This is a genomic window from Citrobacter sp. TBCS-14 (assembly GCF_005280805.1).
Taxonomy (GTDB): domain Bacteria; phylum Pseudomonadota; class Gammaproteobacteria; order Enterobacterales; family Enterobacteriaceae; genus Citrobacter; species Citrobacter gillenii.
The window spans coordinates 302,566-315,407 of record NZ_SZWM01000476.1; the positions used below are offsets into that span (position 1 = coordinate 302,566).

At 55.5% G+C, this 12,842-nt stretch carries 13 protein-coding genes; 5 read left to right on the forward strand and 8 right to left on the reverse strand.

Annotation, left to right across the window (positions count from 1 at the left end):
* Nucleotides 1–243: 243 nt before the first annotated feature.
* A complete protein-coding gene (gene symE, locus FDX22_RS18405) occupies nt 244–606 on the forward strand; it encodes an endoribonuclease SymE (protein WP_117342378.1) in 363 nt (120 codons plus the stop codon).
* A 58-nt stretch (nt 607–664) separates the two neighbouring features.
* On the opposite strand, the gene FDX22_RS18410 is transcribed toward symE, so the two are convergent.
* The 8 genes from FDX22_RS18410 to FDX22_RS18445 all read right to left on the reverse strand — a co-directional run bounded on the left by FDX22_RS18410 (nt 665) and on the right by FDX22_RS18445 (nt 8,635).
* Entirely contained in the window at nt 665–1,150 is a 486-nt protein-coding gene (locus FDX22_RS18410; RefSeq protein WP_094760967.1) for a type VI secretion system tube protein TssD, read from the reverse strand.
* Between the two features lie 19 nt (nt 1,151–1,169).
* Entirely contained in the window at nt 1,170–1,502 is a 333-nt protein-coding gene (locus FDX22_RS18415; protein ID WP_146717587.1) for a DUF1493 family protein, read from the reverse strand.
* Nucleotides 1,496–1,951, reverse strand: a complete 456-nt coding sequence (locus tag FDX22_RS18420; protein WP_094760969.1) for an STM2901 family protein — start codon at nt 1,949–1,951, stop codon at nt 1,496–1,498. Before FDX22_RS18420 ends, FDX22_RS18415 begins: the two co-directional genes overlap by 7 nt.
* Nucleotides 1,952–2,503: 552 nt before the next feature.
* Complete coding sequence (locus FDX22_RS18425; RefSeq protein WP_146717588.1) at nt 2,504–3,514, reverse strand: Ldh family oxidoreductase; 1,011 nt, start codon at nt 3,512–3,514, stop codon at nt 2,504–2,506.
* An 11-nt stretch (nt 3,515–3,525) separates the two neighbouring features.
* Nucleotides 3,526–5,127, reverse strand: a complete 1,602-nt coding sequence (locus FDX22_RS18430) for an APC family permease (RefSeq protein ID WP_146717589.1) — start codon at nt 5,125–5,127, stop codon at nt 3,526–3,528.
* 11 nt (nt 5,128–5,138) lie between these two features.
* Nucleotides 5,139–6,746 (reverse strand): aldehyde dehydrogenase (NADP(+)), encoded by a 1,608-nt coding sequence (locus FDX22_RS18435; RefSeq protein ID WP_146717639.1) that lies wholly within the window; start codon nt 6,744–6,746, stop codon nt 5,139–5,141.
* Nucleotides 6,747–6,760: 14 nt separating this feature from the next.
* Nucleotides 6,761–7,681 (reverse strand): dihydrodipicolinate synthase family protein, encoded by a 921-nt coding sequence (locus FDX22_RS18440; protein WP_146717590.1) that lies wholly within the window; start codon nt 7,679–7,681, stop codon nt 6,761–6,763.
* Nucleotides 7,682–7,819: 138 nt separating this feature from the next.
* Nucleotides 7,820–8,635, reverse strand: a complete 816-nt coding sequence (locus FDX22_RS18445; RefSeq protein ID WP_146717640.1) for an AraC family transcriptional regulator — start codon at nt 8,633–8,635, stop codon at nt 7,820–7,822.
* A gap of 308 nt (nt 8,636–8,943) precedes the next feature.
* On the opposite strand from FDX22_RS18445, the gene FDX22_RS18450 reads away from it, so the two are divergent.
* Genes FDX22_RS18450 through FDX22_RS18465 form a run of 4 tightly spaced genes read left to right on the forward strand, consistent with a single transcriptional unit; the run spans nt 8,944 to nt 12,479 of the window.
* The gene (locus FDX22_RS18450) at nt 8,944–9,885 is read left to right on the forward strand and encodes a 4-hydroxyproline epimerase (RefSeq protein WP_135912640.1); all 942 of its coding nucleotides are present in this window, start codon (nt 8,944–8,946) and stop codon (nt 9,883–9,885) included.
* Nucleotides 9,882–10,985 carry an FAD-binding oxidoreductase gene (locus FDX22_RS18455; protein ID WP_146717591.1) on the forward strand — a complete coding sequence of 368 codons (1,104 nt, stop codon included), beginning with the start codon at nt 9,882–9,884 and terminating at the stop codon, nt 10,983–10,985. The genes FDX22_RS18450 and FDX22_RS18455 overlap by 4 nt, the downstream gene beginning before the upstream one ends.
* Nucleotides 10,982–11,236, forward strand: coding sequence for a (2Fe-2S)-binding protein (locus FDX22_RS18460; RefSeq protein WP_146717592.1), 255 nt, complete (start codon nt 10,982–10,984; stop codon nt 11,234–11,236). The genes FDX22_RS18455 and FDX22_RS18460 overlap by 4 nt, the downstream gene beginning before the upstream one ends.
* The gene (locus tag FDX22_RS18465; protein ID WP_146717593.1) at nt 11,223–12,479 is read left to right on the forward strand and encodes an FAD/NAD(P)-binding oxidoreductase; all 1,257 of its coding nucleotides are present in this window, start codon (nt 11,223–11,225) and stop codon (nt 12,477–12,479) included. Before FDX22_RS18460 ends, FDX22_RS18465 begins: the two co-directional genes overlap by 14 nt.
* The last annotated feature ends 363 nt before the right edge of the window (nt 12,480–12,842 follow it).

The window sequence follows — 12,842 nt, forward strand, 5'->3', positions numbered from 1 at the left end:
TCGGTCTTTGACGGATGGAATGAGAATGAATTTATACGCTGAATAATACTGGTTTTATTGGCGCAGAGAGATGTTCTGTTTATTCCGAATAGCACGCTAATCGCGCTTATTTCATTATATTTACATCTGGACTTCCCCCATTCTACTGGCGTAATTTACAGGGGTTTTATTAGCGCGACGCAAAGGTGCTACCAACACCTCCGCATCGCTAATCGCAGTAACTATTATCGGAGAATAGCCACCATGACTGATACGCATTGTATTGCAGTTTCGTTTGATCCAGAAGTCCACGCCGCCGATAACCGCCATTTGAAGGTGGGATATGCGAGTCGTTATCCCGATTACAGCCGTATTCCGGTGAAGTACGTTCGCTTTCCGTCCATCGTGATGAAGGGGATGTGGTTAAAAGCCGCCGGATTCGACACCGGCACCGACGTAAAAGTACGGGTGATGGAAGGCTGCATCGTGCTCACCGCCCAAACGCCCCAACCCGAAGAGTCAGCGCTGATGAAATCGCTGCGCAAAGTGGAAAAACTGTCGGCACGCAAACAAAAGCAGGTGCTGGAGTTTATCGCGGTAATTGCGGGGAAAGCGTCGAAGGGGTAACGGTCTTGCTAAAGGCGCCTGCGGGCGCCTTTTTAGAGTGGGCTGCGCCATCATTCCATTATGCCGTGGCGCGTTCGTTCCAGGAATCATGCGCTAAAAGATTACCGTCTTTATAGAGATGAGTGATCTTCTCGTAATTCATTGCAACTTCTTCCATATGACCCGTACCCGGACAACCTCTCGTGTCATGCATAACCGGACTGACTGAAATGACCTTTACGTTTTCCAGCGTGATCCGATAATACTCCACCTCCTGCCCTGCATCATTGATATGGTAGAAACGAAAGTCAGCAGTTTTAAACGTCTGGCCCGTTGCTGTCGCCTTGAAAAGATAGGGAGACGAACTATCAAGTTCTTTGGTGAATTGGAATGGCGAATGCTGACGGGTGCCAGTAACCTTGCCGGTCATTGGATCTGTCGGGATGTTTAAATTATGGTACAAACCCCGTAGTTCAATGCTTCCCTCACGAGCAGCAACATCAGAAGAACCGCGGATAACTGCACCGCCATCATCAGTCAAAAATAAGTGTACTGGTACAGCCATTTTTTGCACTCCTTACCACTTAGTCGTATAACCATTTCCCGGCTTTTGCCGATGCAATCAACATCCCGATAGTGAAGTCAGGCACAGGAACAGGTCGTAACTTCTTGAAGGGATTCCATGAGAAAGGCTCAACAGGATAGTAAGTTTCAATCTTAAAATTCCCTCTGGCGACCTGAAATTCTTCAAAGAACTCATCCATTAGCTCTTCTGCTTCACTAACATCAAACTGCATGTCAGTGTCAAAATCACTGTCCATCGTTAGCAAGCTTTGCTTCTTTTCATTATTGAATAAATAAACACCGTTGTAGCGTCTTATCAGTGCAAAAACACGTTGCTCAATATCATCTACCATAACTTATCATTACCCCGCGCTATACGATTGTAATCGCGTATTGAGCAGTAAGTGATTATCGAAACATCAGCGAATAAAATCACCTCACCTATTAGGGGAATCGTCCGACCTACGAATGTACTTATTTTCGTAACCATTCGTCGTTTTGCCGTCCAGGGAGTATAGCCGCCAACCCAGGTTGGTAATTTTATGCCAAAAGGAAATTTGGCAGTTTTAAAATACCTCCGCATTGCTTTAGAAATCCGTGACGTACCTTCCTTTGCCCCTTTAGGCTTGGCTCTCGTTTTCTGATTGTTAACGCCGCTGTAAAGTGCAACCATTGCTAACACATCAACCCCAAAGTGATCTGCTGTGGTTTCGCAGAAAATCATGAAAAACAATTCAGACGCGGTAAGGTTAGAGCGACCGGCATAAAAGTATGTTCCGTTGAGTTCCTCTACTGTGTCCATCAGCCCCCCTTCTCCCCTCAATAATTTGCTTGCTTATCGTACTCCTGAGGAATCACGAAGAATAAGGTTGACTACCATAAAAGTGCTATTTTCAGATAAAATAAAATTCATGTCGCTGGTAGTAAGATAACAGACGACAGTAATATAGTAATTGACTGTAATATCTGGCAAGGAAGACATTCACAACAGTAATATAAATAAAAATACTGAGACAGTGTAATATGAGCAAGCTTACCATTTCGATAATAAATATAATTCTTAGCAGCTATTTGGCAATTGTATATTTAATTTACTTATTCGACTTTCCATTATTATCACCGCCAGGAGTGATTATATTCCCGCCTTTATAGTCAACAGGTTATTATCCTCGAAGATACGCCTGTTGGGTGGAGTACTTGATATATTATCCGTCACCATACCCGATTTCCCTCTCTGCATAGATCCTGGCAGGGCGACTTTACGCTCGAAATACGGTGTGAAAAAGAAATACGTAACGAAAAACCTATAACAGGAGGGACATCATCCCTCCTGTTATCGCGAAAATGGCAATAATTATTTCACTAACGCAGATATATCCTTGAAAAGTGAATGGGCGATTTCCACACCGTCTCGAATTGTACGCGTACGGGAATGGTAGCGACGCTCACCCGGCAAACGCGCCCCTTGCCGCTGCATCCCGGCAAAGAGCATCTCGGCACGCGCCAGATGCCGCGGGGCGTCCGCCCCCAGGAAGCGGACAGGATCCAGGGCCAGGATCAGCTCACCGCCATAGGGCAACCCGCCAGCGCCGTTATCCCACGCCAGTGATTCCGCACTGGTCATATCACCGATGAGCGGTCCGGCAAGCAGTTCCACCATCGCCGCCAGAGCTGACCCTTTATGCCCGCCAAACGTCAGCATCGCACCGTCGAGGATCGCCTGCGCGTCGGTGGTGGCCTGACCGTCACCATCGATACCCCACCCTTCCGGCACCGCTTTTCCTGCCCGTTGATGGAGCTGGATCTCACCCCGTGCCGCTGCACTGGTCGCCATATCAAAGATAAACGGTGGTTTTTCTTCACGCGGCCAGCCAAACGCTATCGGGTTAGTGCCAAAAAGTGGCTGCGTCCCGCCAGCAGGGGCAACCCATGCATGGCTGGGCGTCGTCGCCAGCGCCACCAGCCCAGCCTCCGTGAGCGGCTCAACATCGGCAAACAGCGCCGAAAAGTGGACGCAGCGGTTAATCACCAGTGCTGCAATACCACTGTGGCGCGCCTTTTCCATCAACAGCGGAAGCGCGCGCTCGAACGCCAGCAGGGAAAATGCCCCACCGGCGTCCACCTTCACAATGGCCGGCGCGGTATCGGTGATAACTGGCTCGGCGTCGGGTGACACCTTCCCTTTACGTAGGGTCGCCACAATCCCCAGCAACCGCCACAGACCATGCGAGGCACAGCCATCACGCTCGCCGTGGGAAACGTTTTTCGCTACCACAGCGGCATGCGCTTCACTGAATCCGTTCCCGCGCAGCACCTTATATGCCAGCGCATAAGCCTCTGTTAACGAGAGGTTTACCATCTCCATGACCGACTCCTTTACTCTTCTTCATCACCGGTAAAGTTAGCCTGCGGCAGACAGGTTCGCTCGCCCCAGTAGTAAATCCCCAGCGACATCACCGCCACCACGACCGTATCCCACGGATGACCAATGACCCCTGTGCCGCCAAAACTGCCCAGCCAGGAGAAGAGCATAATCAGCGCGTAGAAGGCGATAAGCCACAGAGACGATTTCACCTGTTGTGCCAGACTCACGGTGTGCACCGGCACTTTTGACTTGCAGAGCACATAGACGACAAACATCACAATCTGCAGCCCCAGCAGCCATGACAGCGTGCCCCAGCCGGACCAAAATACAATCAGCGCCGAAATCACAAACGACACCGGGCCGATGATCCCGAAGGCACGCACGCGGAATGGGCGCGGCAAATCCGGCGCATTACGGCGCAGCCCCGCCGCCGTGACCGGAGCAATGGCGTAGCTCAGCACCAGCGCCGCCGACACCACGCTAATCAACTGTTCCCATGACGGGAACGGCAATGTCCAGAAGATAGACAATGCGAAGGTCAGCCACAGCGCCGGACGCGGAATGCCAGACTCTTTATCAATGTGGGTAAACGCCTTAAAGAAGGTGCCCGCTTTGGCCCAGCCATAAATCACACGCGGCGTGGCGTTCATGTAGATATTGCCGGTACCACTTGGGGAGACAATCGCGTCGCACACCACCATAAACGCCAGCCAGCCCATACCGAGCGTAATGGCGATATCTCGGTACGGCAGCGAGAATTGCTTGCTGATCTCCGCCCAGCCACCACCCAGCATATCGGTCGGAATACTGCCAAGAAACGCCACCTGCAGCAGCACGTAAATAATCGTCGACAGCACCACAGATAAAATCAGCGCCACCGGAATGGTACGCTGCGGATTCTTTACTTCACTCGCCACCGAAATAATTGGCGTCAGCCCCAGGTAGGCAAAGATGATCCCACCGGCGCTAATCGCGGCCTCAACGCCCGACATGCCAAAAGGGGCAATGCCCTGAATGTGCAAGTTCTCCGGTTTGAAAAAGGTAAAGAGCGTCACAACCACCGCCAGCGGTACCAAAAACTTCAGAATACTGATGATGTTATTGGAGCGGGCAAACGTTTTTACACTGTAGTAATTCAGCGCGAAGAATAAACACAGCAGCAAAAACTGCACCACCCATCCCAGCAGCGTTGGGTCGCTCGAGCCAGGTTGAGTCAACATAGGGAACCAGGCTGCCGCATACTGCCGCGCGGCAACAATCTCAATGGAGATGAGGCTTGAGAACGCAATCAGCGTAATAAATCCAAGCAGGTATCCCATCAATTCACCGTGGGAAAAGACCGGATAACGGATAATCCCCCCGGCGCGAGGCAGCGCAGCGCCCAGTTCACAATAGACAATCCCCAACAGCAGAACGGCAATCCCGCCGATGACCCACGAGGCAATGCCCGCAGGTCCGGCAATGGATGCGACATGGCTTGCGGCAAACAGCCAGCCGGAACCGAAGATGGCCCCGAGCCCAATAAACGTCAGGTCAGTTAGCGTAAGCTGCTTTTTAAATTTCCCCACCTCGACAACGCGGGACTGTGTTTGGTGCGTAGAGTGAATCGTCATGGTCATGCCCTTCAGTCAACAGAGGGGGAAATGGCTTCCCGGGTCCACTGCCCGTTAATCAGGCGCAGCAGGTTCAGAGGGTTGTCATCCTGGACAGCAGGCGGAAGCAGCGCGGCAGGCACATTTTGCAGGCATACCGGACGTAAAAAACGATCGATAGATTGGGTTCCTACCGAGGTACCACGAGCGTCGGTAGTGGCAGGCCACGGGCCGCCGTGCACCATGGCATCACAGACCTCGACACCGGTCGGATAACCGTTAAACAAAACGCGTCCCGCTTTTTCACTGAGGGCGGGCAGCAGGTGCTGCGCCAGCGGCCCATCATCAGATTCAGCATGAACCGTTGCCGTCAGTTGGCCCGGAATGGCACGCAGAATAGACTGCAATTCCCCCTCATCAGCCACCTCGACCAACACCGCCAGCGGGCCAAACACCTCATGCTGCAGAAGTGGATCCTGTGCCAGCAGCAGCGAAGCCGGTGCCTGATACAGCCGGGCCTGCGCGCGACCGATAACCCTTTCGTCCGATCCTGCCAGACGCTGAATATTCGGATGCGCCTCAAACGCGCTGACCCCTTCTTCGTAATGGGCAAGCGTCGGGGCATTCAGCATAACCTGTGCCGGCACCTGGTCCACCGCGTCTTTCAGTGCCTGGGTGAAGCGGGAAATGCCCTCGCCGCGCAAGGCAAGGATCAGCCCCGGCTTGGTACAAAACTGGCCACATCCCAGGGTGAAAGAGGACACCAGCTCATGTGCCAGCGTTTCTGCCCGGGCAGCGACGGCCTGCGGCAGAATAATCAGCGGGTTAATGGCAGACATTTCCGCAAAGACGGGGATCGGCTGTGGACGCTGCTGCGCCAGTTGCCAGAGCGCCTTGCCACCGCGCAGCGAACCGGTAAACCCCACCGCCTGAATCGCCGGATGGCGAACCAGCTCCGCGCCAATATCGGTGCCGAAAATCATGTTAAAAACACCCGCAGGCAGGCCAGAGGCCGCGACCGCACGCACTATCGCCTGGGCAGTCAACTCCGCCATCGCCATATGCCCAGGATGGGCTTTCACCACCACCGGGCAACCGGCCGCCAGCGCGGAGGCGGTATCGCCCCCCGCCGTAGAGAAGGCCAGCGGGAAATTGCTGGCACCGAACACCGCCACCGGGCCAAGCGCGGTCAGATACTGACGCAGGTCCGGGCGCGGCAGAGGCTGGCGCTCAGGGAGTGCGGTATCAATACGTACGCCAAAGGCATCGCCGCGACGCAGCACCCCGGCGAACAGTCGCAGCTGATTGCTGGTCCGGGTGCGCTCTCCCTGTAACCGCGCCAGCGGCAGCGCCGTTTCCTGGTGGGCGATGGCGAAAAAGTCCTCGCCGAGCAAATCCAGTTCGTCGGCCAGAGTGTCGAGAAAACGGGCGCGTACATCCGGCGCGGTCTGTGAATAAACAGGAAACGCCTGAGCCGCCGCCACCGCCGCGGCGGCAGCCTCCTCACCAGAGGCCGGGTAAAAATGGTATCCGGTCAGCTTGCCGTCAGCGGCACACAGGCTCGGCAGCGTCGCCTCGCCGCTTGCTACGCGGCGACCGGCAATAAACTGCTGACCCGATACAGAGAGAGGTAATGTCATCATCGCTCCTTTACTTAAAGGCCGACATCCGGCAGCTGTGGTCGGGTCGCCAGCGCCTTCTCAACAATCGCCACCACTTGCGCACGGGTATCCCCTTCCAGCGCCAGACGCGGTGGGCGGGTAATCGCGCTACCGCGCCCCAGCAATTCTTCACAGAGCTTGATGCACTGCACCAGATCCGGACGCGCATCCAGATGCAGCAGCGGCATAAACCAGCGGTAGAGCGCCATCGCTTCCTCATAATGCTGCTGTTTTGCCAGGCGGAACAATGTCTCTCCTTCACGCGGGAAGGCGTTTGACATCCCGGAGATCCAACCTTCTGCCCCAACGGCGATGCTCTCTACCACCACATCATCCAGACCGGCGAACAGCACAAAGCGGTCGCCAACGGAATTACGCAGGTCGATAAAACGGCGGGTATCGCCGGAGGAGTCTTTGAAGCAGACGATGTTGTCGCAGTCGGCGAGCGTGGCCAGAATGTCCGGCGTCACGTCGTTTTTGTAAATCGGCGGGTTGTTGTACACCATGATCGGCAGGTCGGTAGCCATAGCCACACTGCGGAAGTGGGCCGCCGTTTCATGTGGTTTTGAGGAATACACCAGCGCAGGCATCACCATAATGCCGTCAACGCCCACGTGCTCAGCCTCTTTCGCCATCTTTTGTGCAAACGCGGTGGTGAATTCGGCCACCCCCGCAATGACCGGGATCTGACCGCCCGCAGCGTCTTTCGCCACTTCGATGATCTGCAGCTTTTCCTGCGTGGTCAGAGAGGTGTTCTCCCCCACGCTGCCGCACACCACCAGGCCAGAAACACCATCCTTGACCAGGTTTTTCATCACCGTGTGGGTGGAATCCAAATCCAGGGAATAATCGCTGCGAAACTGGGTGCTGACTGCCGGGAATACACCGCTCCAGTGAATGGCTTTCTTGCTCATGTTCGGTTCCTTGTCGTCAATTTGTTAATTTAAAGTGAATGAATGGTGAATATTCACTGACAGATTGACGTTTCAGGCGACCGACTGCTTGGTGGTTTTCTTCCTCTTTGATGACGAAATTAGCACAGTGAGCGTGTTTTACCCGGCGAGCGTGAGGCGGAAATCACGCGGTGTAGAGCCCGTCATCGCCTTAAACTGGCGGCTAAACGCGCTGTGATCGGTATAACCACACTGCAACGCAATATCAGTAATCGGCGTATCGCCCGCCAGCAGTTCGGTGGCTTTTTCCAGTCGAACTTTGTGGATCATCTGGCGCGGTGTGAGATGAAAAATACGCTTGCAGTAGCGTTCAATTTGCGCGACCGACATGCCACTCAGGGCGGTTAGCTCTTCCATCGCAATGGGCCGGTGGTAATGATTGCGGATATGATCATCGACGATCGCCAGCCGCTGCCACGCCGGGTGACGCGCCTGCGCTTCCTGCAGATCGTGTGAAATTCCCGCCATACCGATGACCTGGCCTTGCGTATCCCGTAACGCCAGTTTCTGGGTCAAACACCAGCCACGTTCACGACCGTTGTAGAGATGCATTTCCAGCTGATCGCGCAGCGTTACCCCTTCGCGCAGCACCCGCATATCCTGCTCGGTATAGCCCAGCCCAAGCGCCGAAGGGAAAACATCGGCAGAGGTTTTGCCCAGCAGAGAGACCACGGTCTTAAACCCACAGCGACGTGCCAGGGTCATATTGACCATCAAATAGCGGGCCTGCACATCTTTGATAAAAAAAACCACATTCGGAATGGCATTAAGCAGTGGCGCAATCAATGCCATCGCATGGAGCAACGTCTGGATATTGTCCGGACGCTGGCGCGCCAGCCCTTCACATATCTGGCTAAGTTCAGCCACTTCCAGCACCGGCGACGGGGCCCGCACATCATCAATCACACAGGACATCATGCTTCCTCCCGATTAGTGACCTGAATATTTATTAACTTTTTGTTAACTGAGCAAGTGTCCTTACCGCGTTTTGCGATCCTGCCGTAGGTTTATAATTTCCCCTTTTCCAACCACTGGCGCGGTTGCCTTTTTTGGTTTACCACACCACTAACCAAATGATTAATAAAAAATAAATATGACAAAGCCCTAACAATGATGCCGGCCATTATGCTGATTTCGTCATTTGGCGTGACGAAAGCGATCAAGCAGGAACGCAAGGCTTGCGTCAGCATTTAGCAACAAAGTATTAACCTTCCGGAGATCCTATGACAGCGCAGTACAGTGAACTGAGAGTGATTGATTCCCACACCGGCGGTGAACCTACTCGCCTGGTCATCGACGGTTTTCCGGATCTGGGTACGGGAAACATGGCCGAACGTCGGGCGCGTTTTTCCCGCGACTACGACGACTGGCGAAAAGCCATTATTCTTGAGCCACGCGGTAACGACGTCCTGGTCGGCGCATTACTCTGTGAACCTGTTTCGCCACAAGCCACGGCGGGGGTCATCTTCTTTAACAACTGCGGCTTTCTGAATATGTGCGGCCACGGCACCATCGGGCTTATTGCCTCGCTGGCATGGCTTGGCCGCATTCAACCCGGTAAACATCTGATTGAAACGCCGGTGGGCGATGTGACCGCCACGCTGCACGAAGATGGCAGTGTCTCGGTCGAAAACGTTCCGGCATACCGCTGGCGTAAGCAGGTACAAGTTGAAACCGTTCACGGTACGGTAACGGGTGACATCGCCTGGGGCGGCAACTGGTTCTTCCTCGTCAACGATCATCCGTTCGCGGTCACGCCGGACAAGATCCCTGAATTGACGGCGTACGCATGGGCAATCCGTGAAGGGTTAGATCGTGCAGGCATCCGTGGCGAACATGAGGGCATTATCGATCATATCGAACTGTTTGCTGAGGATGATCACGCGGACAGCCGTAACTTTGTTCTCTGTCCAGGTAAAGCATGGGATCGCTCACCCTGCGGCACCGGCACCAGCGCCAAACTGGCCTGCCTGGCAGAGGACGGTAAACTCAAATCCGGAGAGTCCTGGCGGCAGGCAAGCATCATCGGCAGTGAATTTACGGCGCATTTCGTGCCGCATGGCGACAAGATCGTCCCGACGATCCGCGGAGAAGCATGGGTCTGCGGTGATAACCGGCTGATCCTCAATCCTGACGATCCGTTCTGCTGGGGGATCGTGCTGTGACCGAAAGTGACGTTATTGTCATCGGTGCCGGGATTATCGGTGCCGCCTGCGCCTGGCAGTTGGCCGCTCGCGGGCAGCGCGTCACGCTGGTCGATGACGGCAACCCGGGCGCGACGGCGGCAGGCATGGGCCACCTGGTGTGCATGGATGACGATCCTGCGGAGCTCGCCCTCTCCGCCAGGTCTCTGGCGAGCTGGCGCAAACTGACGCCCCGGATGCCGGAAAGCTGCGCCTGGCACGGATGCGGCACGCTGTGGCTGGCAGAAACGCCGCAAGAGCTTGCGCTGGCAGAAGAAAAGAAACAACGGATGGCACAATACCAGGTTGTCAGCGAAATGCAGACCCGCGATCAGCTTGCCGCACGTGAACCGCTGCTCACCGCCGGGCTCACCGGCGGGCTGTGGGTCCCCGACGACGGGATAGTTTACGCCCCAAACGTCGCCCGCTGGTTTATTGACGATGCCGATTTAACCCATCTTCGTGATAGCGCCCTCTCTGTTGATGCCCCCTACGTCACCCTACGCAGCGGCAAACGACTGCGCGCACGCGCCATCGTCATCGCCAATGGTCTGGGGGCCAACACGCTGTTGGATGAACACTGGCTCAGGGCAAAAAAAGGCCAGTTGGCGATCACCGACCGTTACGGCCCCTTGCTCAGCCACCAACTGGTAGAGTTGGGATACGGTGCCAGCGCCCATGCAGGCGGCACCTCTGTGGCATTTAACATTCAGCCACGCCCCACCGGACAGCTGCTGATTGGCTCCTCCCGCCAGTTCGATAACACCGACCGCGAGGTTGATCTCCCCTTGCTGGCACAGATGCTGGCGCGAGCACGCCATTTTTTACCTTCTCTGGAGACGCTTAATATCATCCGCTGCTGGAGCGGTTTTCGGGCAGCATCCGCTGACGGCAACCCGCTGATTGGCCCACATCCCACGCGTCCGGGTATCTGGCTGGCGCTGGGGCATGAAGGTCTGGGCGTCACGACCGCACCGGCAACCGCCGAATTACTCTGCGCCCAGATCCTTGGTGAACGCCCGGCGATATCTCCGGATGCCTGGCTCCCCGCACGCCTGCACAAGCAGGAGGCCATCGCATGACAACCCTGAACGTGATAATCGACGGCCAGATCTGTGAGGTTCCCGTCGGAATAAGTATTGCGGCAGCACTGGCCCTGGTGGGCAACGGCGTGATCCGCCGTTCGGTCAGCGGCAAACTGCGCGCGCCCTTCTGCGGAATGGGTGTGTGTCAGGAGTGCCGCATCACGGTGAACGGGCGCCGGGTGCTGGCCTGTCAGACGGAATGCCAGCCCGAAATGGTGATTGAAAGGAGCCATCATGCAAAACGTTGACTGTGAGATCCTGATCCTTGGTGCTGGGCCTGCAGGATTGTCGGCGGCACTGGCTGCCGCACGTTGTGGAAAATCGGTGGTGATCCTCGATGACAACCCGCGCCCCGGCGGGCAAATCTGGCGCGACGGGCCGCAGGTCTCGCTACCCCAGCACGCCCGGCAGCTTCGTCAGGCGGTGGCGGAACACCCCCACATTACGCTGCTGAACGGTGCCCGGCTCATTGCCCGTCCCGCCCCACATTCCGTTGTATTCGAAACCGCAGACGACTGCGGCGAAATTCGCTGGCAGCGGCTGATTTTATGCTGCGGCGCCAGAGAACTCTCACTGCCTTTCCCCGGCTGGACGCTACCCGGCGTGACGGGTGCCGGAGGCCTGCAGGCCCAGATAAAGCACGGCCTGCCGCTCAAGGGGGAGCGCGTGGTCATTGCAGGCAGCGGTCCACTTCTGCTGGCGGTCGCCAGTACGGTGAAACGCGCTGGCGGGAATATTGTGGCCATCATCGAACAGGCACCGATGACCGCACTGGCCCGTTTCGCGACAGGGCTTTGGCGTTGGCCTGAAAAATTGCGCCAGTTGGGCGAGCTCTTTCCGGCCCGCTATCACCCGGCAAGCCAGGTCATCCATGCGCAGGGGGATTCCTGTCTGCAGTCAGTGACCGTGCGCCACCAGGGAAAAACCCGGGAGATCGTCTGCGACAGGCTGGCTATCGGCTACGGACTGGTACCGAATATTGAACCCGGTGCAATCTTTGGCTGCAAAACAGAAAACCAGGCGATTTGGGTCGATGCAGAGCAACGCACCAGTGTGCAAAATATCTATGCGGCAGGGGAATGCACAGGTTTTGGCGGCAGCGAGCTGGCGTTAGCCGAGGGAGAGATTGCCGGTTATACCGCAGCAAATTGTCCGGAAAAGGCCCAAACCGCCATAGCCGCGCGCGCGCGCTGGCAGCGTTTTGCCCAGGCACTGCATGCGACATTTGCGCTGCCGGAGTCGCTCAAAGCCGCGATCACCGCGGATACGTTGCTGTGTCGTTGTGAGGATATTCGCTGTGGAGATGTACAAAATGCTGAAAACTGGCAAACAGCAAAGCTCGCCTCACGCTGTGGTATGGGTGCCTGTCAGGGAAAAGTCTGCGCCACCAGCGCCCGCTGGCTGTACGGCTGGCCGCTACCACAACCGCGCGAACCGCTCTCCCCCGCGCGTGTCGACACGCTTATCCATCTCGCAAAACCAGAGGGCTGATTTATTTGTTCCCGCGCTTTGCAATATGGGAATGCCGAGCGCGATAAAGGCTTTGCGCAGTACCGTCATCTTTTGTAACACGTACTGCTCACATTAATCGTGTTGAAGTAGTTTACTGGTTCAGCCCGGTTCAATGACATCGCAATGAATGATCTATTGAGAAATCAATACATCCCGATTGCCCCGCTACGCGCTGATGATTTTGAAGCATTCTACGCACAGCGACAAAAAAGAACCGATTGACTTATATTGACTGAATAAGCGAGAGACGCCTTGCGTGGACTGGATTTCAGATATAAAAAAGACATCAGTTAAGGTCTATTTACTTACTAATGGTGCGAAGGCCGGAATCTAAAAATAAAA

Bases quoted from the DNA above. Each gene is read 5' to 3' on its own strand.
- FDX22_RS18420 (WP_094760969.1), bottom strand. From the start codon at position 1,951: ATGGACACAGTAGAGGAACTCAACGGAACATACTTTTATGCCGGTCGC.
- FDX22_RS18425 (WP_146717588.1), bottom strand. From the start codon at position 3,514: ATGGAGATGGTAAACCTCTCGTTAACAGAGGCTTATGCGCTGGCATAT.
- FDX22_RS18430 (WP_146717589.1), bottom strand. From the start codon at position 5,127: ATGACGATTCACTCTACGCACCAAACACAGTCCCGCGTTGTCGAGGTG.
- symE (WP_117342378.1), top strand. From the start codon at position 244: ATGACTGATACGCATTGTATTGCAGTTTCGTTTGATCCAGAAGTCCAC.
- FDX22_RS18465 (WP_146717593.1), top strand. From the start codon at position 11,223: ATGCAAAACGTTGACTGTGAGATCCTGATCCTTGGTGCTGGGCCTGCA.
- FDX22_RS18460 (WP_146717592.1), top strand. From the start codon at position 10,982: ATGACAACCCTGAACGTGATAATCGACGGCCAGATCTGTGAGGTTCCC.
- FDX22_RS18415 (WP_146717587.1), bottom strand. From the start codon at position 1,502: ATGGTAGATGATATTGAGCAACGTGTTTTTGCACTGATAAGACGCTAC.
- FDX22_RS18440 (WP_146717590.1), bottom strand. From the start codon at position 7,681: ATGAGCAAGAAAGCCATTCACTGGAGCGGTGTATTCCCGGCAGTCAGC.
- FDX22_RS18450 (WP_135912640.1), top strand. From the start codon at position 8,944: ATGACAGCGCAGTACAGTGAACTGAGAGTGATTGATTCCCACACCGGC.
- FDX22_RS18435 (WP_146717639.1), bottom strand. From the start codon at position 6,746: ATGACATTACCTCTCTCTGTATCGGGTCAGCAGTTTATTGCCGGTCGC.
- FDX22_RS18445 (WP_146717640.1), bottom strand. From the start codon at position 8,635: ATGTCCTGTGTGATTGATGATGTGCGGGCCCCGTCGCCGGTGCTGGAA.
- FDX22_RS18410 (WP_094760967.1), bottom strand. From the start codon at position 1,150: ATGGCTGTACCAGTACACTTATTTTTGACTGATGATGGCGGTGCAGTT.